Source organism: Vibrio diazotrophicus (assembly GCF_038452265.1).
Lineage (GTDB): Bacteria > Pseudomonadota > Gammaproteobacteria > Enterobacterales > Vibrionaceae > Vibrio > Vibrio diazotrophicus.
Genome location: NZ_CP151842.1, coordinates 1,415,715 through 1,437,145, shown reverse-complemented (window position 1 = coordinate 1,437,145; position 21,431 = coordinate 1,415,715). Strand labels below are relative to the sequence as shown.

Below are 21,431 nucleotides of genomic sequence, written 5' to 3'. Positions count from 1 at the left end.
GATGTTCACCACGAGCTCGATCGAGTGCGTACTGATCAGCGTTTTTCGAAACGAATGTTATCCAAACTGAATGTCATCGCAGCCGTAGGTTCAAACACCAATAAGTTGTTGATCATGGTTGGATCCGCTTGATTGCCAGCAACAAAGCGGTTTGACTGAGCGAGTAAATCCGCCAGCTTGATGCGCACTTCGCCCCATTGCCCCATCGCTGGCAACGCCACCGTCATGTCACTGGTTTTTGGCCAACCACTGTCGATTTTCACCATCAGTTCACTGCCGTCAGTCATCGACTCCACTTTGATATCAAAGATCAGCTCTCCACTCTCTAACCAATGGCTCACGTCAGTCGTGGGTGAACGGAAATAAAGGTTACCCGCGCCGTTTTTCTTGGTGATTTTCAGCACTTGGCCGTGATCACCATCGGCCACTTCTTGGTGCGAAACGATGTCCATTGGATCGTAACTGCCATACGCCAAGTTACTGTTGAGACTTTCAGAGAAAATATCTAAGTTTGTCCCATCGGCGTAACGGTCATCTTGCGCCAAAATCGCAGGCGCTTGATGCCCTTTGACCTTCACCGCTTGCTCACCGATAGTCGCACAGCCTTTGCCTTTCCAGCGATCTGCTGAGCAGCGATACACTCTCACGTAATCCACCAGCATGGTTTTTGGAAAGTCCGATTTATCAATTCCTTTTTGGTTGGCATTGGCCGACCAAGAGCCGCCCACAGCAAGGTTGAGCAGCAGGTGGAAACGTTCGTCAAACGGTGCTGCGCCTTTGGCGTTAACCAAAGCGTCATCGACTTTATATTGGTTGTACCACTCATCTTGCGTTTGTATCGCGTAGTGAATGTTGTCGACATACCAACGAATTTCCCCTTCTTCCCACTCAATCGCATAGGTGTGGAAGTCATCCGCTGGGTTGATGTTGTTGGGCAGCGAAGCACCTTGACCACTGTAGACGTTATCTGGCCATGCTTTGCCATAGTGCAGACTGCCGTATATGCGGTTTTCACCATCGCCCGCTTGTGCTCCTGGCGCATCAGATTGCGCTTTCAGGTTGACCGCTTCCATGATGTCGATTTCACCAGAGGCCGCCCAAGTGCCATATTTGTTATCGGTCGGTAGCATCCAAATTGCTGGCCACGTTCCCTGCCCAGATGGCAATTTGGCGCGGATTTCAAAGCGGCCATATTTGTGGTCACGCTTGTCTTTAGAGCGCAGACGTGCCGAAGTAAATGGCAGGGTTTTATTAGCCCCGGCGCCAACTTTGCCTTCTGGATTATCTGGCCCACTGTAGCTCTCTTTGTGCGCCACAATGTGCAAATAGCCATCTTTTACATAGGCATTACGCGCACGTTTGGTGTAGCACTGCTGCTCGTTATTGCCACCGCCCCAACAGTTTTCTTCTAGGCTCCAGTTACGTTTGTTGATTTTGTCACCATCAAACTCATCGGCCCACACCAATTGCCACTGTGCACTCGGTGGTGTAGGTTGATCTAGCAGCATCACTGGCTTTTTGGTTTGAACTAAGTCGGTTCCGGATGAGCTGTCACCCGTTTGGCTACAACCCGCTAATAAGCCAAGAGAAACGGCCAAAGCAAGCTGGTTAATACTATTACGGTTGTTCGATGTCATGATTCCTCCGCACGGGGTACCCCGTGACTGCGTTGTCAGTGTGAAATCCGCTGAACGATAAACAAGCTATGCCATTTTTGTCGCGGATTAACGATTATTTGTTGAAGGCCACATTGCGCATTTCCACAACACCGCCATCAATGTCGGCAGTGCCACTGAAGTAGCACAGTGAGGTAACGTCGCTAAAATCGGGGTTACACTTGATCATCTCGCTCATTGGGATGGTGTAAGCCGTCCATTCGGTGCTAATGGCGCTGCATGTTGGACCAAACGGTACAAAGTTAATGGTTTGAGGGCAATCGTTGTTCCCCCATAAACCCGTTTGAAAACTGATGTTAAGAGCCGGATCTGTCGTGCCTTTGAGCTCAAACGATAGGCTACCGTTTTCAAAGCCTTTTAGCTTCACACCTGCTTGACCTACCAGCACAACGCCTGCAACCCAGCCCTATCTTTCTCGGTACCCACCGTTTGTGGCGTAGTAAGCGTCAGCACACACGACTTTTCAGCAAGGCAGGCCGTGCCTTCCCATGCAATCGCTTCGCCACCAAGAAAAAAGGCACTGTCGAGCATAATTAATTGATAGGCGTCAAACTGTTGATCAACCAATGGTTTGGCATTGGGTGCGAGCGAGTTGTCCAATACGTTTTGTTCCACACCTCCGTGGCTTTTCACGATGTTTAAGCAAGCACGAGAGATGCCGTCGAATGCGCCATAAGAAATGGCTAGACAATTGGCGTTACCCAATAATCAGCATAGTGTTCGGTTGGGTAGTTGCTCTCAGGCACTGGCTGAGGCGCAAGCATCACCTCATTTGGCGTTCCATTATCACTGGATGCTTCTGTTTTGCTGTTACTTCCACACGCGACCAACAAGCCAGAGAAACCGAGCAGTAACGCGTACTTGATGATGTTTTGATCAGATTCATTCTTAGTGTCCTTAGAACAAAAGTAAAAGATAGCGCTTTCTTTTGTTTTAAAAAAAGAGCGAGAAAACGGGTCAAGAAGACAGAGCGCTCTCGCTAAAAGACGGCAAGAAAGTTGACAACCCCATAGCTTGCAATGTTCTCAGTCGATAAAACCATTTTAGAAACAAATAAGGATGAAAAACGTGAGCACCACCAACAAGCAAGCGCTTTCTTTGTGCGTAGTTCACATTATAATCCCCTCCAACACAGTTAAATTGCTCAAAGTGTGAACATCCCTTTTCACAGGACGTTATGTAGTTCAGAGTTTTGTTATCTTCGTCATCAGAGTTCTAGGTGAGGGAACAGAACACAGGTACACTGTCCTATTGAACTCAAAAGGCAATATAAGGAGAGTTCCATTGATCACCATTAAAGAAGTATCCGAGTTGGCGAATGTCTCTCAATCCACCGTATCACGTGCCCTGAACGGCCACCCAACGGTGAAAGAAGCCAATCGAAAAAAAGTCTTAGAGGCGATTGAAAAGTTAGGCTATAAACCGAACGCCTTTGCACAGGCGCTGGCATCCAGTCGTTCTAACAGCATTGGCATGTTGGTAGGCTCGCTAGACGGCCCGTTTTATGGCCCACTGATGCACCATGCCGAAAACACGGTAAGACAAAACAACATTCACTTGATCGTCACCAGTGGTCAGGAATCTCACACCAAAGAGCAAGATTCGATCAACTTCCTGCGCTCAAAGCTGGTGGACGGTTTGATTGTCCATTCCGATACCCTTTCTGACGATGAACTGATTGACGTGGTTAAGCGTCAAAATGCCACGATTGTGTTGAACCGCTACATTCCAGAAATTGCCGATCACTGCATTTTTATCGATAACGAACTTGGTGGGTATCTAGCCACCAAGCACCTGTTGGAACATGGCCACAAGAAAGTGGCGTGCATCACCGGTCAACTGAGCAAAGTCGATAGCCGCGATCGCTTACAAGGTTATCGCAACGCTTTGGCTGAATTTGGTATTGCGTATGACGCGAGTTTGATCGTCGAAGGACGTTTTGACCATCAAGGCAACCACGAGGCGGCGCGTCGTCTGCTCGATCGCGATCCACAAATCAGCGCTATTTTCTGCCAAAACGACAACATTGCTCTGGCGGTTTACGATGTGGCCGCAGAACGCGGATTGGCGATTGGCGACGATCTTTCTGTGGTCGGTTTTGATAATGATACTCACAGCCAGCACATTCGCCCACGCTTAACCACGGTGAACTTCCCTGTGATGGAAATGGGCTGCGAAGCTGCCAAAGGGGTATTGGCCTTGGTCAACAAGCAGTGTTACCCATTAAAGCACAAGCTAACGCCAGAGCTGGTTGTGCGAGATTCGGTAAAACCACACCAGTCGAAGGCCAAGTAGAGCAAGCTCGCCTTCCTTTCTGTCAGCGAAGTCCGTAGTGAGCTCCCCAAGCCTTGACTCTGCTCGCTGTTTTTTGCGCTGACTTTCGTGGCTAACACACGGAAATAAAGAACCCCACCAAAAGGTGGGGTTCTTTATTTCTCTCACATGGCCTCAACCACGAGGCCATGTTTCTGTTTGAGTGGCTAGTTGGTTAAGCGCTTAAAGCTTAACGATTAGCCATTAGTACTTAGTGATTAACCGCTATACAGCATCGATTCCGGCAAGCTCACCACCACTTTCTCCACCTCGCCTGTGCGAGCGAAAATCGCTTGGCTGATGCGTTCATCGAGCTCAAGTTGCTCAAACAACTGCACGCTGTCGTCACGCATCATCACTTCAATGTGGCCTTGTGCTTGCTCGCTGAGCTCATAGATAAACGGAACTTGACAGTAAGTGAAAGCTAACTCACCGGCATCCACTACGTAGATGCATTTCTCACCAGACACATCTAAGCAGCTAAAGGTGGTTGCTTGAGTGAGGAACTCTTGCTTTCTCAATAGCGTTGGCTCAATACGAATGCGCTGCGCGTTCACTTTGATACCCAGCTCGGCAAAACGCGTCAGCACTTCTTCTTTGACTTGGCCTGTCATGCCTGGCTGCTGCGCGCCAGCGTGTTTTGGCGTATGCGAGTACGGGTCGGTTGGAAACGCACCGTAATTTTGCGGCGTCTTGTTAAAGCCAATGCCCTGACGAACGCGGTAGTAGTAGTGTGCCAACTGCTTGGTTTCTTCGCTGTTTGCATCTTGTTCCAACGCAAACTGGTAGTTTTCTTGTACTGCCAGCAGCAGTTTGGAGACCATGTGCCAGTAGATACAACCCAAACCTTCGTAACCAAACATGGTGCCAGAACGGCCAGTAAACGCACGGTGGTTAAACACCTGCTCATAAAGAGCATCGAGCTCGTCCCATTGTTCTTTGCTAAGCTCTGGGTAGTCCATTTTCACTTGCGCGACCGCTTTACGCAGTCCATCGACGTTTTCAAACGTCGCGTGGAAATGGCAGTCGCCTTGAATGTCGCGTTGCACAATGCGTTGATCGCCCTTGGCCAGCATTTCACTGATCACACGGTTGGTTTCCACTTGTGCAGGCGCAATGCGGTTGCGCGCAACAAATGCTGGCAATTCGCGATCTGGGTAGAGCATGAAGCTTTGCTGATCGTCACGGTACATATCGCTGTTAAACAGCTTATCCAACAACTTAACAGCTTGTTTTGGTGTGAGCACACCCGCGCTCAATACCGCCACTTGCCCTTCTAGCATTGGGTAGAGATTTTCGATATTTAAGCTTTCACCCGAGTAAGTCAGGATGTTGTAGGCGTTGTACAAACCATCTTCACGCAAGTTATTTTCGATGCTGGAATCGAGCACCACAAGGCTGGCTTCCAGTAGTTTCTCGAGCGCACTTTTCTCCACTTTGGTTTTACCAGAGAAACCGTTCATGCGGTAAACACGTTGTCTGAACTCGTCGGCGGATTTTTCAAGCAGCGTCAACATCGCTTTGCGTGTTTGACGATTCACCGTGCCTTGGCGGATCTCTTTGGTCGCGTCTTGCAGAATGCGGGTGATGGAGAGCATCCAATCAAACACTTCTTTCGACATCGAGACAGATGATGGCAGTTCGCTCATCAATCCCTGCAAGAAGGCCACATAACGACGCATGTAGTACAAAGTAACCATAGAGAGACCATTACCGACAATCGCGTTGTTGGCATCGTTCCATTCCGGACGTTGAGTGTTGAGCCAAATACCGCCATCCAGCACCAAATTGCTCAGTTTCGACAACAAAGGCACCAGCACTTTTTCGCACAAGTTCACCATGTAAACGCTGTCTTCGCCTTCGAGGATCAAACGGCCATCACTGCCCAGCTTCGCCACTCTTTCTTCGATACGCTTTTGCAGTTCGTGGTTAAACGACACCGTGTCTTTTGGATTGGCGAACAACTTGTCCACGCCACACAGCTCGTAAGGCACATTGGCGTAGCTATATAGATCACTGGTGAGCAACTCGCTAAACTCTTCACGTTGATATTTCTTCGCCAACTCAAGGAACTTCAACAAGTAGATGATCTGGTGATCGCCCCAGTAACCGATGTTGCTCCATGGATCATCCGCTTCCAGCAGTTCCCAATCGATGCCCTCTTTGGTGATACGATATGGGTTGTAACCATCCATGGTCGAGGCGTTAACAAACTTCGCCATGAATGAAGAGATGAAACCCGGATAGCTCAACGCCAGCGCTTCCCAGTTTTGGAAAATATCGCGCCAGTTACCTTGGTAAGAGAGTAAACGATCACCTTTTTCATCTTTCAGTTTGATTTCATAGTGGTTCCAAGGGCGGCTTGGATCGCCATGACGACGACCAAACGTTAGTGGCAAGTACTCATAGCTTAAACGTACCAACTGCGCGTCACCCGTGAGCTTCGCCAGGCGAACCAGTTCAGCATGGGTAAAGCTCGCCGGAAGATCGGCAAAGAAGGTTTGCTGACGTGCCACCACTTGTTGGTTGGTTTTGCGCATGGTTTTCAGTACGTCTTGCCTTTCGAGTTGGTAGTTGTTTTCAATCACGCCGCCACGCATGCTGTTGAACAGCACATTAGCGTAGTGGTGCACAAACGTGGTTTCCTCTGCGGTCACTTGCCAAGCATCCCCGCCCGACATCAGAGCAATCAGCTCTTGCTGATTTCGCGCGATACTCGCCTCGATCTGCTGTTCCACTTTGACCGGCGTCGCCAACTGCTGCTCTAAGGCACGCACATCACAATGGTTTTTGTCGATATCGGCAACGATCAACCAGTGCTTACTCTGCCCCGCAGGGAGCTTGATTGTTTTGTTGATCAAGTAACTACCGCGCACACCACGTGTCAGTGGCTCGTTGGCAATCGGCTCACCACAGCGGAACGCACCTAGCTGTTCACTGCTGAGAAGAATTTGACCGTTGTCATTGTCAATGCTAAACACCGTGGTCGCCAACAGTGATTCGGCAGGCTCTGCGCGATCACTCAACTTAGCGTACATGGTGTAGAGCGCCAGTGACGTGCCTTCCACTTGTTCATTCCACTTATATGCATCCACTAAGGCACTGCGCGTTTGTAACGCTGCCAATGGCGCGCCCGATGGCAACAGGTTTTGCAATCCGTCGAGAATATCCAGCTCACGGTCTTGGTCAGAGAGATCACTGATTTGCGCACGGCGAACAAAGCCAAAATCGTCGCTGCTGGCCCAAGCGTATTGGAACTTCAGTTTTAACGTGTGGTTAATCTCTTCAAAAACGATTTTGTCACCTATGCTGTTTTTGTAGAGATTGCGCTCTACTTGGTACAAGCCATCGTGGAAACGGTTGAACGGTTCCCACAGTACCCAGCGGCCATCTTGCTGCACACGAACAATGGTTTTCGAGCCGGTGTTTTCCGCGCTTTCATGAATATGATCCACCGACTTGTACGGGAAAAGAGCATTTTCAGGGCGAATGCGGCCCGCCGATAAACTGCCTGTTGATGAGATAAACAGCCAATGGTCGCTGGAGGACACCACGCTAATGAAAAATGGGGCCATTTTGTCAACATTGGCAATTTTGTAGTAACGCTCACCGAGCAAATCGACAAATGAGCCTTCAACGTTCTGATTTTTTTGATGTTCTAGCTTCATAATTTCATTCCAACAAAAAGAAATCGCTTTCTTTATCGCTTTTTTAAAAAGTTAACTGGCCATCACCCAGCAAGGTGATGGCAGCGCGCAAAGTGGTTTTCCGCAATTTGTGTCGGCTCAGGCAGAGAACGCGTACACAACTCGGTGGCTTTAAGGCAACGGGCGGCAAAGGGGCAACCCACACTGCTTGGCTTCCACAGTGGGATTTCACCTTTTTTCGCCTGCAGTTCGCGTTTACCAGAGTTGCCTACTTCTGGCACGGCAGAGAGCAGCAGTTGCGAATACGGGTGCTGCGGGTTTTGCGTCACGCTGTCGCTGTCACCCCACTCCACCATGTGGCCAACATACATCACTGCGGTTTTTTCAGCGAAGTAACGTGCCGTTGCAATGTCGTGAGTGATGTACATAAATGAGATGCCGTGCTTATCTTTTAGATCCGCCATCAAGTTCAAAATACCTAGGCGTACAGACACATCCAGCATAGAGATAGGCTCATCGGCCAAAATCACTTCAGGGTCAACGGCGATAGCACGGGCAATCGCAACGCGCTGACGCTGGCCACCACTGAGTTCGTGCGGGTATTTTTCCGCCGTCTCTTTCGCTGGCGACAAACCCACCAGTTCCAACAGCTCGTACACCAACTTAGGAATCGCGGCGTTATCGGCGCGCTTATGAATCTGCAATGGGCGCGCAATGTGGTGGTAAATGGTGTGAACCGGGTTGAGTGAGCCAAAAGGATCTTGGAAAATCATCTGCACCTGACGCGCGTATTCCAACTCGCCATTTTCTTTAATGTAATCAGCCAGCGGCTGGCCTTTAAAGGTCACTTCCCCAGCGGTTTTATCGTAGATGCGGGTTAAAATACGCGCCCCCGTGCTTTTGCCCGAGCCGGATTCGCCCACAATCGCCAGCGCTTCGCCTTTGCACAGATCAAACGATACGTCGTTCACCGCGCGCATGAGATTGCTTTTGACCGACTGGCCAAGCGGGAAATCTTTCACCAAATTCTTAATCGAAAGAATCACTTCAGGTGTGTTTACTTGTTGCATGTTTCCGCTCCCTACACCAAATGACACGAGACAAGGCTGCCGTTATCGGCACGCATTAAATGGGGGTCTTGCTGCTTACAAACCGATGTGCAAACACCGCAACGCTCTTGGAAATTACACCCTGTTGGGATATTGAGCAGGTTCACTGGGTTGCCCTGAATACCGTAAAGGCGCTCTTTCGGCCCGTGAATGGTCGGGAACGATGAGATAAGCCCTTTGGTATAAGGATGTTGCGGATTGCCAAACACTTGCTTCGCTTCGCCCAACTCAATCAGGTTGCCGGCGTACATCACGCCGATGCGGTCGGCGATTTCACCCATCAAGCTCAAATCGTGGCTGATGAACAAGATTGAAAAACCAAACTTGTTCTTGAGTTCATACAGCTCGTTGAGAATCTCTCGCTCAACCACCACATCGAGCGCCGTGGTTGGTTCGTCCATGATGATCAGTTTTGGCTCAAGCGCCAATGCAACCGCAATCACCACACGCTGCCTCATGCCGCCACTGAGTTGATGCGGAAAGCTGCTCATACGATCGCCATGAATCCCGACAATTTTCAGTAACTCAATCGCTCGCTCATGGGCTTGTTTGTACGGCACTTTACGGTGCGCCAAAATCACATCCGTCAGTTGCTCACCAATTGTAATGACTGGGTTGAGTGAGTTCATCGCACTTTGGAACACCACCGAAACATCGTTCCAGCGGAAATCGCGTAATTGGCGATCGTTCATCTTCAGCACATCTTGCCCTTTGTAGAGGATCTCACCCTCCGAGATCAGCGCTGGCGCTTTATGCAGACGCGAAATCGCGAAAGCCAAGGTACTTTTGCCGCAACCCGACTCGCCCGCTAAACCCACGGTTTCACCCGGTGAAATGGTTAGGCTAACGTTGTTCACTGCACGCGCAACGCCGTTTGGTGAGACGTAATCTACACACAAGTTATTGATTTCAAGTAAATGACTCATAGTAGACCTCGACGTTTATCGGCTTGCTTTTCCAATTGATGCCACAGTTTGATGTGTGGACCGGTGCGCAGTTTCGGGTTACTAACTTGGTCAATCGACATGTTGATCAGTGCCAACGCGCCGCCAGTAATCGCCAGTGCCGACGCCGGAACCAGCATCTCCCACCATGCCCCCGTGTAGAGCGACGAGGAAGTTTGCGCCCAGTAAAGCATGGAGCCCCAGCTCACTTCGGTTGCATCACCTAAACCAAGAATGCCTAGGCCTGCTTCCGCGCCCATGGCGTAAATCACGGTGCCTAAGAAGCCACCGAATACGATTGAAACGAGGTTCGGCAGAATTTCGACCAAGATGATGCGAATTTTTGACTCGCCCATCACTTCTGCCGAGATGATGAATTCTTTGTTTCGAATCGCCATGGTTTGCGAACGTATTACGCGCGCCCCCCAAGGCCAGGAGGTAATGCCGAGCAGAACCGTAATGACTAAGGATCCGACCTGGCCGAGAAAAGCCGCGAGAACAATCAGCAAGGGCAGTTGTGGGAATACCAGAAAAACGTTAGTCAGAAAGTTAAGGCGCTCATCGATTTTGCCGCCAAAGTAGCCGGACGAAACACCGATGATCACGGCGAGGCTCATGGCAATCACACCTGCGGCAATGGCCACTGTCAGTGATTTGCGCGCACCATGCAGCACTTGGCTGTAAACATCACGGCCACTGCGCGTGGTACCAAGTACGTATTCTGCATTTGGCGCAACGTGCGGGCGAGCAACGCGCTTTTCTGGGTTGTGCGTCGCCAATACTGGCGCAAACAACGCACCGCAGAGAATGATGCTCAGCAACAAGCCACCGATAATGGCTGGCGGGTTGCCATAGAAAAATGCGTAAATTTTACCCAGTGTTTTTTTGGTCTTTTTCCAAGAGAAACGAGGCTCACGAGCGATCATTTCACTGGGTTCGGACGCATTATTAGTATTGATTGTCTTGTCCATGGTACACCTTAGTTTGAAATGCGGGGGTCAAGCCAGACGTAGAGCAAATCAGCAATGAAGTTCGCCGTCAGTACTGCTGTGACGAGAATCAACAGGATGGCTTGGATTAACGGGTAATCACGTGCAACAATGCCTTTAAGTAAGATGTTGCCCAAACCTTGATAGTTGAAAACCACTTCCGTCATGATCGAGCCTGCGAATGAGAAACCAATCGCCATCGCTATTGCGGTAGCCACAGGAAGAATGGCGTTGCGGCCTGCATAGCGATACATCACACGGAAACTGCTGAGTCCTTTCGCTTCTGCCATGGTGACGTAATCTTCACCCAACACGTTTATCATCGCGTTTCGCATGTTAAACACCCACGTCGAAATTCCGACGACAACCATTGAACCCACTGGCAATATGGCGTGCTTGGCAACACTACCAATAAACTCTAGGTTGAAACCTGGCTCTAGCGAGGGATCGTAGGTGTACGCCAGTGGCAGCAGCTCCAGCTTCAAACCAAAGAAGTAGAACAGCAACAGTGCAGTAACGACATAAGGAAAGTTACTGATGAAAGCCAACACTGGTGGTACCACTTGACCAAACAAACCCTGACGATAATACGATGAGTAAGTCCCAATACTCACCCCGATGATCAGCGCTACAATTAAAGATCCCAGAGCGAGGAACATGGTCCAAGGCAAAGCCATAGCAATCACATCCAATACACTAACAGGAAACATAAGCACCGACGGGCCTAACTCCAGTGTAAACACACTCTTCATGTAAGCCAGATACTGTTCAAACAGGTTTCCATCGACAAAGCCATACATCTCACGAACGGCATCCATCTGAGCCGGATCCATACGACCTTGTGCTGCAGCAAACAAAGCATCCACCGGATCCCCTGGCATTAAACGTGGCAACATAAAGTTGAATGAAATCGCAATCAGGAAAGCAGTAAAATAAAAGCCAAAACGGCGAACTAAAAACGACATAACACACCTTTAACTTAGGAGCTATCAACGTAGTGATAGCTCCTGACAACAAAAAAACAAACTATTTATTTCAGGTGTAAATTGTTGATAATAATCACACGTTTACCACCGTCGTACCACACTGGCTGAACATATGGGTTTTCTGAGTTCGGCCAACCAACAATTTTTTTGGTGCTGTATTGGAACCAGGTTGGGTTGGAAAACAGTGGGATAAATGGTAGGTTTTCTGCAGTGTACTCCTGCAACTTCGAAATAATCGCTTGTTGTTCCTGCGCATCACCAGTCTTACCGAAGCTTTCAATCAGTTTGTCGATCTCCGGAGAGTGAATACCGTGTCCCGCATGCCAGGTCTTGCCGATACGTGATGTTAAGAAATATTCTTGGTAAGCTAGAATTGGGTTCGTAGCTACCATCGACCAGTTAATCGACATTGTGTACTTGCTTTCTTTCAAGTTGGCGTCATACACGGCCCAGTCAACTGTTTTTACGTTGGCTTTGATGCCAACATCTTCAAAGTATTCAGTGACCATCTGTACCACTTGAATCCAATCTGTCCAGCCATTGACCACTTCGATGTCAAATTCTAGGGCTGAACCATCTTGATTATCGCGGAAACCATCACCATTGCGGTCGACGATACCTGCCTTTTCAAGCAGCTGTTTTGCTTTTTCGACGTTGTATTGTGTTACATAACTATATTTTTGCTCAATTTTTGGATCAATATATGTTTTGTACAACTCACCAATACCGCCCACGTTGTAATTAGGTGTTGGATAACCATAAGCACCAATGTCAACAATCTCTTGGCGATCAAGCGCCATAGAAAGAGCTTGGCGTACACGCAGATCGTCAAACGGCGCCTTCTTAGTATTTACATAAAGGTGAATTGCATCGTTCGCCGGGTACCAGAAATGGTTATTGGCTTTATCTTGCTCAACGAACGTTGATTCAACATCAGCAATGAAGTTTGAACCCCAGTCAATTTCCCCCTTAATCAACGCAGGTTGAATTTGCGAGTTATCGTTGTAGGAACGGAAATTGATACAATCCAGATATGGGCGCCCTTCTAGGTAATAGTTAGGGTTACGACATAGTTCCATTTGTTGTGGTTTTAGGTATTTAACAACAGTCATCGGGCCGCTGCCGACAGGGTTTGGGTTTGTAAAAGTAGTCAAATCTTTCACTGTTGACCAAACATGCTTAGGCACTATGTGGTAGCGCTCCAAGTTCCACACAAAAGTGGAGTCTGCATCATTCAGCGTAAACACAACCGTTGTATTGTCTTTCGCAGAAATGGTTTGTAAGTTGTTTCCGGTCCAAATTCCTTTCTGGTCGAACGCAGGGAAGTCTTTGGTTAACATAAAACTGTAGACTACGTCATCTGCAGTAAGAGAAGTGCCATCTGACCACTTCAGACCATCTCGCAGCTTTAGAGTTAGAGTCTTTAAATCATCAGAATAAGAGAACGATTGAGCCAAACGGAAATCGGTTTTACCAGTCATATTGTTAAATACTAAAAGAGGTTCATACATCACTCCGTGCAAAAGATCTTTGGTGGTGTAAGGATTGAAGTTCTCTACAAAACCTGTGTTTATAATAGGTACTGTAAGTGTTCCTCCATGCTTTATTTCGTTGGCATTAGCAGAGCCCGCAGCTAGTAGAGAAGAAGCTAGTAAAGCCGTTAGCATTGTCATCTTCTGTTTCATATATTGTCCTTGAATTATTGTCACTTCAAAACAAGAAAGCGCTTTCTTTCTGTAATTTTGTCATCTTGATAAGATACTTCAATCAATTTATCCCCAAAACAAACCAACGATCACACAAAAATGATAAAACAACAATTTTAGCCATATATATCAATAATTTAAAGTCATGACTTAATGTTTTATAAACTAGAGTCTGCTATTAGAAGTAATTTTTCAGCCTCGCTCACTGAGAAATCGCTTTCTTTACAAATATGAATTGGCTAACATTCATTAACTGGGGATGAATCAAAAGGAGAGTTGGTAATGATAAAGTACTGGAACGGAAATAAATCACTTATTAGGCAAAAGCATGAGCTATTTATCACCGAAAAGATCATAGAAAAAGCATTTCCGGGCAATGAACTCATTGAGAACAAAAGTAATTACTCTACTAAAAGTTCTGAAGGACAAATTTTCAAATTTGGATTTGATATAACAACCACAATTTCTGGAAATACTAAGTTCACACCAAACTCTTTCTTAGAAATACCTATATCGCTATGCGGTGATTATCTAGGATTTAGAAATTTTCTGATAAATGAAAATGATTCTTCAGCGTTCCATTTTATTGAGAAAAAGAAACTACAACAGCTTAGAGCTGGCTTACCCTCATGTTGGTTGGATAAAGAAATTTTTAAATTTAATGGATATAACGTTAAAGAATGTGAAAGCATTGAGCATTGTGTTACCTTGCTTAAAACAAGAGAAATAGATTATATACCTCTAGGAAAAGTTGAGATTTCTGAGTTGATATCTGAAAATGAACTTAAAATCAATAATTTTCATATAGTAGAATCAACAGCAATTTATTACGACCTACCAGTCGTATACTATATAAACCCTAAAAGATACGACATTTACACAACGTTTAAAAAAGAATGTGAAAACCTAAAGAATAACGATGAGTTATGTAGGTATAAACATATGTTTTATACCAATATGAAATGTAATGAAAAAATCATTAGCTTAGTTAATCCATTTTTGCCCTACCATCCGGACGCATTTGCATTACGTCGCAAATGACTCACTTGACTTGCTCCCAGTAACTAATCCAATGCTGAGTGGGAGCGGTTTTCATTGCAATCCATTCGCCAGCCACTGATAAGTCACAGGCATGATTTAGCTCGCTAAACCAATGTTCGTTTAAGCATTCATCGCGGAATTTTCCGTTAAAAATGTCGATACAAACATTCGGCTTCGGTCTCCCTGCTTGGATTAATTTTAAATCACACCATGCTGATAAACCCATTGGTCTAGGGTTTTTCCTGTAAATTCTGGCCGTTGATCCGTTCGTATCGCAGAAGGATAACCTCGAAACGCAGCGATAGACTCTAGCGAGATCACGACTTCATCACCCGAGCTCCCCGTAACAACAGTAATATCCAGGCACTCTTTTGTGTAATCATCCACAATCGTCAGGCATTTAATCCGTCGGTCGTTATTCAGAGCATCTATCACAAAGTCCATAGACCACTTGTGATTCGGTACGAAAGGAAGCAAGCAAGAGAGGCTCGCGCTCCGCCCACCGTGATTTTCTGCGTCTCTGCTTGCTGACCATTAAGCCCAACTCACAGTACAAGCGATAAATGCGCTTATGGTTAACATCAAATCCTTCTCGTCTCAAAAGACGATGAATACGACGATAACAAAATCGACGCCGCTCCAGTGCCAACTCCTTTATCCGAGGCTGAAGCTTATTATCTTCACGGTTAATCAGAGGTTGATATCGAATTGATGCGCGTTGAATATCAACGAGTAAACAGGCTCTGCGTTCTGAAAACTGTGTGCCTTCCTGAATCACTTTAATAGCCTTGCGCTTGTCCTAGACGGTCAGTAGCTTTGGCTGAGAGCAATTTTCTGGGCTGATGCATCCAGTAGCGTTTCAGCCAACAACGTTTTGAATCGAGCATTTTCGTCTTCCAGCGCTTTTAGCCGACGGACTTCAGAGACATCCACCCCTACGTATTTTTTTGCGCCATGTGTAGAACGTTGTATCTGAGAACCCATATTTACGGCAAAGCTCTCGGGCGGGAATACCCGCATCCGCTACCTTTAAAATAGTAATGATTTGTTGTTCATTGAATTGCTTTTTCATGTTCATAATCTCCTTGGTTGGATGAACATTACTAATGTGTAGACTGGACTAGATTATGGTCAGCAGGACAATTCCTCCACTTCCTAAATCATTTACAAATACAACTTATTTCATAAATAATTTAAGACAGAGGATGGTTTAATAACCGACCTGATTTTAAAAAGAAAATCTATTGGCTAAATAGATGGCGCTAAATATAACTAGAAAATATATAGAATCGCACATCGCATGGTCACCAGATGGTCACAATTGTGACCATCTGTGCCCAATCAGGTATAGTTCAGTGAATATTGAATGCATATATATGCAAAATTCAAATAAGAAGACTTGATGGAAGCTAAGTAAAACCTAGAAATAACAAAGCCCGCTAAAAAGCGGGCTCTGCATAAAATTTGGTGGGTCTAGGCAGACTCGAACTGCCGACCCCTACCATGTCAAGGTAGTACTCTAACCAACTGAGCTATAGACCCAAATTCTGTGTTCTATTGTTCTTAATGATTTAAGAATGGTGCGTCCGAGTGGACTCGAACCACCGACCCCCGCCATGTCAAGGCGATACTCTAACCAACTGAGCTACGGACGCACTGCTTTAGAACGAAAGCGATATTAGCGACTGAACCTGAGGCATGCAAGTGCAATTTCTATGTTTTTGAACTAATTGGCTCTTCTATAGACAGTTTGGTGTTTTTTTATCCGTGCTTATAAAGTCACGCTTAATACGCGCTAAATAGCTTCTTATTAATAAGACGCTCGTAAACCACTTCTCTTTAATTTTGTGACACCGACCCAAAATACTGATTGATTGATTACTCTAAAAACGTAATATTGAATTTACCCAAAAATAACCAATAACAACCGATATCAAAGTAGTGAATGGACGTTCATATTTTCGATAACTCACACACTCTACGAGCTTCCGTCTTAACGGGAGTCAGTCTTTTCATGTCTGTTATTGCACTTTGTTTTGCGGTTTTTCACTTCCATGTGACTGGTAAATATTTTCACTCAGGGCTAGATCTCATTTTAGGGGGATACTCTTTTTATGCTTATCAATTAGCTAAGAAAAACAAGCATAAAAAACATCACATTCAAATCTTCGTCTACTTATTTACCTTCGTGGCATCGACCTCTATTTATACACAGCCGATTGAACATGGTACTTATGTATGGACAATGCTGTTCCCTATTTTCTTTTATTCTCTATTGGGGATAAAACAAGGCCGCGCTTTCTGTTTTGCTGTGCTTCTTATTCACCTAACCAGCATTTACCACAAAGTAGACTCGAACCAAGTGTTGCAAGCACTTCCGACTTTTACCAACCTTATTGCTTGTTACGTGTGCATATGGATCATTGCTCACATCTACGAGTTCAACCGAAGAAACATTGAAAATTCACTTACTTATCTAGCATCTCGAGACTCATTAACCGGTGCACACAACCGCTTGTCCCTGACTTCGACTTTTAAGCATTTTGAAACTCATAAAGACGATGAAACAACACTTTGTCTGCTTTTTATTGATTTGGACTATTTCAAGAAAGTGAATGACCAATATGGCCATGATGCTGGTGACAAAGTATTGATGGAAACCACCCGCCTGCTTTGCCAAGTGGTCGGTGACGATAATCTTTATCGGATTGGCGGCGAGGAATTCTGCGTTACTCTTTTTGATCATCCGATTGAACTAGCAGAGCAAGTTGGAGAGCGAGTCCGCTCAATGATGAGCCAGCACTTGTTCGCTTTTGGTGATAAAAGAATTCACATTACACTCAGTGTCGGCATCTGCGAATATAGTGACGGAGACAAACTCAGTGATCTCTTGAAGCTCGCAGATCTTCAGCTCTATAAAGCAAAAGAAAACGGACGTAATCAAGTCCGTTTGAGTCGCGCTTCAAAAGATCTCACAGAAGATACCAGCACCTGTTAACCATTAAATCAACTTAGTTTAGGCGCTCTATATTTGGGTCGTCATCAAAGTTGTCCTGCTCAAACACCACGTTGTAGTTTTCTGTGTATGTGCAGTGTGGCTGACGGCTGCAAGTAAAGAATCGACGCCCTTTAAAATCACCTTGGCTAGCCGTTTTTATCACCATAGGGCTACCACAGCGTTTACAAAAACGCACTTCTTTATCTGATTCAATAAGGTCAATATGTGCAGCGAGCAAACGTCTCAGTTTACTTACCTGGTAACTCAGTTTCACATTGGTGCCAATCAGTGGGATGTTGGCGGATTTGCATACGTGAATAAGCAATTTTTCACGTTCAACTTTGCCTTTTTTCAGTTCCTTCCCGTCATCAAGTTCAATGATCACTCTTGGCTCTAATGTACGAGCATCACAAACAACAAAGTCAAAATAACTTTTCGCGATTCGGTTGTAGGCGATAAACCACTCTTTCTTATTAATAGTTTTTGTAGGGGCAACGAGATTCGCCATACTCACTTTTGCTAGCACTACACCATGATCACCTACTGCCGTCTTCAGAGCGTTATAAAAAGCACTTTCTGTCATATTCAGGGCTGCCCCCTTTGACTTGTATGCAAAGTCTTTTGTTTCGTCACGACGAGTAACTGTTTTCTGAATGATATAGAAAAACAAAACCAAAATGGCAACAACAATAAAAATGTTGGTCATGATAAAAAGCCGACTCCTAAGCTAAACGACGCTAACACGTTAATTCATAACCGAAGTTATGTAGAAAAACCAGTACTGATGGTTACTTTTGAGAGATGTTGATACAGCAATGCCGAACCAGCCGTTCATCGCCTAGCGTTTGAACTTTAAAAACGATGGCTACTGATATTTTTCGACGATGGACTGATAACGAGTTTTTCCCAGAGAATCTGTTGTATTTTTAATGTTGTCGAGATTTTTTTGTAGCTCTTTAATCACTGTTTTATCTACGCTTTTGTTGAAAGCATAATAGATTTCACTTTGCTCAAGTGTGTATACGCTCTCGAAGCTGCCCGTTCCATAACCGGCTCTTTCGATTAACCAGCCTGCCGAGCGTTCATCGTACACCAACAAATCTATTCGATTTTTATAAAGCAGTTCAATTAAGCGGCTAATATGTGTTGCTTCTTGCATGGATTCTCTCGGGACACCTAAAGAAAACAGCATCTGTTCACCTACATCGTCCCTCATGACTCCTATGCGATACTTCGCCATATCTATTGGCGAGTTAATAACTATGTTGCTTCCTTTACGCGCCATGACAGCTACCTTGGCGATATCAATTGGCCCGATCCATTGAAATAGGTCTTCTCTGTGTGATGTTTTCGTCGTGGAAAACAGCCCGCTATTCTTTTGAATCAGAGCAGATCGATATGAACGTGACCATGGCAGTAAAATGATGTTGTTTTTGGGAATCTCTACGCCAGAAGCTGAGGTCATTTCGTGTAGTAAGTCGACAGAAATGCCTTTAATTACCCCGTTTTCCCGAAAGTTGAAAGGGGGATAGTCTTCAGTGTAATAAACCAAAGACTCAAGAGGATGAGCTTCGACTATTGCGACATTTGCAGACAGAAGCAAACACAAAGATATCAAAAAGTTTCGAAACATTTGACTCTCCCCCGAAGCAATATTCACCTATTGGTTTCTTATACTTTAGATGGTTATGACGAGAATGCAGTGCATTTGCGCATTATCGCACGAGCTTTTTATAGCTGCGTTCTGGTCTTCCGACCGTTCCGTATTTAAGATCTGCTAGCAATTCACCTGTGCTAATCAAGTACTCAAGATATCTTCGGGCGGTAGTTCGGCTTGCGCCAATTTTTTCTCCGGCTTCATCTGCCGTTAAGCTGATTGGTGTTTGAAATAGAAAACGAATCTTATCCAAAGTGACAGAATCAATGCCTTTAGGAAGCCGGTAGAGTTTAGGTTCATCACCAAGATTCGCCGTCATCATTTTATCGACAAGGTTCTGATCTAAATCGGCCATGCGCCCTAGCTCTGCCTGCCTTAAACGGTATTTATTCAAAGCGGCTTCTAAACGTGGGAATATCACTGGCTTTAACAGATAATCAACCACGCCACCTCTCATCGCTTGTTGCAACGTTTCGACTTCTCTCGCCGCAGTGATCAATATAACGTCGCAACTGTCGTTCTTCCCTCTCATTCGCTGGATGAGATCTAATCCCGTACCATCAGGTAGGTATACATCCAAAAGAACCAGATTAGGCTTAAGAACATCAAGCTGCATCTCTGCTTCCGATTGGCTAGTGGCGATTCCCACCACTTCAAAGCCTTCGATTTTATCTAAGTACTTATTATGAAGCTGAGCAATGGCTACATCGTCTTCCACGATCAAAACCCGAGTATTCATTGTTGTTCCTTTGGTAGATAAACCGTTGTACGTGTCCCGAATGGGGTATTCGCCACCATTTCCAAATGTCCAAGATAACGATCGGTAAGCTGCTTAACTAAATACAATCCAACACCCCTGTTATGCTTAGCTTTGCTTGAAACACCTTTCTGTAACAATTGATCTTGGCTTAGCCCTTTTGGTAGACCACAGCCTTGATCTTCCACTTCTAAAATCACTTCATGCCCATAGTCACTAATGGACACTTGAATAGTACGACGCTCTGGCGAGATGTATGTCCCTGTTCGGATAGATGAAAGACAGGCATCAAAAGCGTTATCAATCAAATTGCCCAGAATGGTGACAATGTCTTCTGCTTTGATTTTCTCTGGCAAGTTTTCTAGCTTCGAACCTTGTTCAACAAACAGTTCAAGTCCAAGCTCGCGGGCTCTTTCGGTTTTGCCTAATAGCAATCCAGCGATCAATGGGTCTTTCACAGTCTCGCGAAGAAACTCTATCAAGTTTTGATACAGCGCCGTTTCCTGACCTATCAGCTGTTGTACCGCTTCAAGTTCACCCATCTGAACCAATCCGCTTATCGTGTTCAGTTTATTTCGGTGTTCATGGGTTTGGGACCTGAGCATCTCTGCGTACTCTTTGGTTTGTGATAACTGCTCAGTAAGATCGTTAATTTCATCCCTTAAACGAAAGCTCGATACCGCGCCGACAACTTCGCCGTCGACGATGATTGCGCTGCGGTTTGCAATCAGCCTTTGGTTATTCAAAAACAGCTCTATATCTTTATCTGTTTCGCCGGTTTCCAGTACGGTATACAGGTCACTGTCCGGCAGAGAATCGGTTAACAATCGATTAAGCGCTTTCTCTTTGTCTAAGCCTAAAATTTCGCAGGCACTTTTATTGATTGACCTTAAATATCCTTTTGAATCGATGCTTAAAATACCTTCTTTTATGGTACTCATGGTCACATCAAGTTCGACGTAAAGACGTCCGATTTCTTCTGGCTCAAAGCCCAGAATTGCTCTTTGAAATCGACGAGAGGCATAACTGGAAACGACTACGTTCGCTACAACGACAAGCAGTGCCATGCCAGTAAGATAGATAAGAAACGGTTCAATTCGATTTTGTAAACGCTCAATCAGATAGCCGACAGAGACCACACCGATAATTTGGTCATTCGCATCGCGTATTGCAGACTTTCCTCGAACCGATTTACCAAGAGAGCCTTTGGCATAGGAAACGTAAGATTCACCGGAAATCAGCGCTCTATAGTTGTCGCCACCAACCATCGGTTTACCAATACGCTCATCCAGCGGGTGAACCAGTCGGATACCCTGATTATCGCCAATAGAGATAAACGCGGCTCCAATCAATTGGGTCAGATCTCGAAACTGCTCTTGTTGTTCAGCCGTAGCCTGACCGCTCTGCAGCATATTAATAACGCTTGGTGACTGGGCTAAAAATGAGGCGACCCCGAGCGCTTTCAGCCCGACTTCTTCCTCTTGGCTATGTTTCACATAAGCGAAGCCCGCTGCCACTAAAAGTAACAGCTCTATCAGGCCTGATAGGGTCATAATAATGAGCAGGCGTTTACGAAAGCTGATGCTGTTCCAAGTCATGTGTTACCTC

General features: G+C 45.8%; 19 protein-coding genes, 2 tRNA genes and 1 pseudogene. 3 read left to right on the top strand and 19 right to left on the bottom strand.

Annotation, left to right across the window (positions count from 1 at the left end):
- Positions 1 to 35 precede the first annotated feature (35 nt).
- From AAGA51_RS06540 to AAGA51_RS06525, 4 genes are all read right to left on the bottom strand, one after another.
- Entirely contained in the window at positions 36 to 1,637 is a 1,602-nt protein-coding gene (locus tag AAGA51_RS06540; RefSeq protein ID WP_042488643.1) for a glycoside hydrolase family 16 protein, read from the bottom strand.
- 94 nt (positions 1,638 to 1,731) lie between these two features.
- Positions 1,732 to 2,064, bottom strand: a complete 333-nt coding sequence (locus AAGA51_RS06535; protein WP_255209407.1) for a hypothetical protein — start codon at positions 2,062 to 2,064, stop codon at positions 1,732 to 1,734.
- On the bottom strand, positions 2,055 to 2,309 hold the full coding sequence (locus AAGA51_RS06530) for a hypothetical protein (protein ID WP_255209408.1): 255 nt from the start codon (positions 2,307 to 2,309) through the stop codon (positions 2,055 to 2,057). The genes AAGA51_RS06535 and AAGA51_RS06530 overlap by 10 nt, the downstream gene beginning before the upstream one ends.
- Before the next feature lie 50 nt (positions 2,310 to 2,359).
- Positions 2,360 to 2,509 carry a hypothetical protein gene (locus AAGA51_RS06525; RefSeq protein WP_167828617.1) on the bottom strand — a complete coding sequence of 50 codons (150 nt, stop codon included), beginning with the start codon at positions 2,507 to 2,509 and terminating at the stop codon, positions 2,360 to 2,362.
- A 451-nt stretch (positions 2,510 to 2,960) separates the two neighbouring features.
- Here AAGA51_RS06525 and AAGA51_RS06520 point away from each other — a divergent pair, with 451 nt between their 5' ends.
- Positions 2,961 to 3,971: a LacI family DNA-binding transcriptional regulator gene (locus AAGA51_RS06520; protein WP_042488645.1), complete on the top strand. Its 1,011-nt coding sequence runs from the start codon at positions 2,961 to 2,963 to the stop codon at positions 3,969 to 3,971.
- A gap of 236 nt (positions 3,972 to 4,207) precedes the next feature.
- Here AAGA51_RS06520 and AAGA51_RS06515 read toward each other — a convergent pair whose 3' ends face one another.
- From AAGA51_RS06515 to AAGA51_RS06490, 6 genes are all read right to left on the bottom strand, one after another.
- Positions 4,208 to 7,657 (bottom strand): hypothetical protein, encoded by a 3,450-nt coding sequence (locus AAGA51_RS06515; RefSeq protein WP_042488649.1) that lies wholly within the window; start codon positions 7,655 to 7,657, stop codon positions 4,208 to 4,210.
- Positions 7,658 to 7,719: 62 nt separating this feature from the next.
- Positions 7,720 to 8,706, bottom strand: coding sequence for an ABC transporter ATP-binding protein (locus tag AAGA51_RS06510; RefSeq protein ID WP_042488652.1), 987 nt, complete (start codon positions 8,704 to 8,706; stop codon positions 7,720 to 7,722).
- 11 nt (positions 8,707 to 8,717) lie between these two features.
- Positions 8,718 to 9,671, bottom strand: a complete 954-nt coding sequence (locus tag AAGA51_RS06505) for an ABC transporter ATP-binding protein (RefSeq protein ID WP_042488655.1) — start codon at positions 9,669 to 9,671, stop codon at positions 8,718 to 8,720.
- Positions 9,668 to 10,660, bottom strand: coding sequence for an ABC transporter permease (locus tag AAGA51_RS06500; protein WP_042488659.1), 993 nt, complete (start codon positions 10,658 to 10,660; stop codon positions 9,668 to 9,670). The genes AAGA51_RS06505 and AAGA51_RS06500 overlap by 4 nt, the downstream gene beginning before the upstream one ends.
- An 8-nt stretch (positions 10,661 to 10,668) precedes the next feature.
- Positions 10,669 to 11,643 (bottom strand): ABC transporter permease, encoded by a 975-nt coding sequence (locus AAGA51_RS06495; protein WP_042488662.1) that lies wholly within the window; start codon positions 11,641 to 11,643, stop codon positions 10,669 to 10,671.
- A gap of 65 nt (positions 11,644 to 11,708) precedes the next feature.
- Positions 11,709 to 13,349 carry an ABC transporter substrate-binding protein gene (locus AAGA51_RS06490; protein WP_042488665.1) on the bottom strand — a complete coding sequence of 547 codons (1,641 nt, stop codon included), beginning with the start codon at positions 13,347 to 13,349 and terminating at the stop codon, positions 11,709 to 11,711.
- A gap of 303 nt (positions 13,350 to 13,652) precedes the next feature.
- Here AAGA51_RS06490 and AAGA51_RS06485 point away from each other — a divergent pair, with 303 nt between their 5' ends.
- Positions 13,653 to 14,411, top strand: coding sequence for a hypothetical protein (locus tag AAGA51_RS06485; RefSeq protein ID WP_042488669.1), 759 nt, complete (start codon positions 13,653 to 13,655; stop codon positions 14,409 to 14,411).
- Between the two features lie 26 nt (positions 14,412 to 14,437).
- Here the strand turns inward: AAGA51_RS06485 and AAGA51_RS22025 are convergent.
- From AAGA51_RS22025 to AAGA51_RS06465, 5 genes and pseudogenes are all read right to left on the bottom strand, one after another.
- Positions 14,438 to 15,189, bottom strand: a pseudogene (locus AAGA51_RS22025) (IS3 family transposase); the annotation flags it as partial.
- A 29-nt stretch (positions 15,190 to 15,218) separates the two neighbouring features.
- On the bottom strand, positions 15,219 to 15,395 hold the full coding sequence (locus AAGA51_RS06475; protein ID WP_342291555.1) for a hypothetical protein: 177 nt from the start codon (positions 15,393 to 15,395) through the stop codon (positions 15,219 to 15,221).
- Complete coding sequence (locus tag AAGA51_RS22020) at positions 15,331 to 15,483, bottom strand: transposase (RefSeq protein ID WP_167828619.1); 153 nt, start codon at positions 15,481 to 15,483, stop codon at positions 15,331 to 15,333. The genes AAGA51_RS06475 and AAGA51_RS22020 overlap by 65 nt, the downstream gene beginning before the upstream one ends.
- 393 nt (positions 15,484 to 15,876) lie before the next feature.
- Positions 15,877 to 15,953, bottom strand: a tRNA-Val gene (locus AAGA51_RS06470).
- Positions 15,954 to 15,989: 36 nt separating this feature from the next.
- Positions 15,990 to 16,066, bottom strand: a tRNA-Val gene (locus AAGA51_RS06465).
- A gap of 290 nt (positions 16,067 to 16,356) precedes the next feature.
- Here AAGA51_RS06465 and AAGA51_RS06460 point away from each other — a divergent pair.
- Positions 16,357 to 17,409: a GGDEF domain-containing protein gene (locus tag AAGA51_RS06460; RefSeq protein WP_042488671.1), complete on the top strand. Its 1,053-nt coding sequence runs from the start codon at positions 16,357 to 16,359 to the stop codon at positions 17,407 to 17,409.
- Positions 17,410 to 17,422: 13 nt separating this feature from the next.
- Here the strand turns inward: AAGA51_RS06460 and AAGA51_RS06455 are convergent, their stop codons facing one another.
- The 4 genes from AAGA51_RS06455 to AAGA51_RS06440 all read right to left on the bottom strand — a co-directional run bounded on the left by AAGA51_RS06455 (position 17,423) and on the right by AAGA51_RS06440 (position 21,421).
- Complete coding sequence (locus tag AAGA51_RS06455) at positions 17,423 to 18,115, bottom strand: DUF2726 domain-containing protein (protein WP_042488674.1); 693 nt, start codon at positions 18,113 to 18,115, stop codon at positions 17,423 to 17,425.
- Between the two features lie 159 nt (positions 18,116 to 18,274).
- Positions 18,275 to 19,042, bottom strand: coding sequence for a substrate-binding periplasmic protein (locus AAGA51_RS06450; protein ID WP_042488679.1), 768 nt, complete (start codon positions 19,040 to 19,042; stop codon positions 18,275 to 18,277).
- Between the two features lie 82 nt (positions 19,043 to 19,124).
- Positions 19,125 to 19,805 carry a response regulator gene (locus tag AAGA51_RS06445; RefSeq protein ID WP_042488682.1) on the bottom strand — a complete coding sequence of 227 codons (681 nt, stop codon included), beginning with the start codon at positions 19,803 to 19,805 and terminating at the stop codon, positions 19,125 to 19,127.
- A complete protein-coding gene (locus AAGA51_RS06440; protein ID WP_042488685.1) occupies positions 19,802 to 21,421 on the bottom strand; it encodes an ATP-binding protein in 1,620 nt (539 codons plus the stop codon). Before AAGA51_RS06440 ends, AAGA51_RS06445 begins: the two co-directional genes overlap by 4 nt.
- Positions 21,422 to 21,431 lie beyond the last annotated feature (10 nt).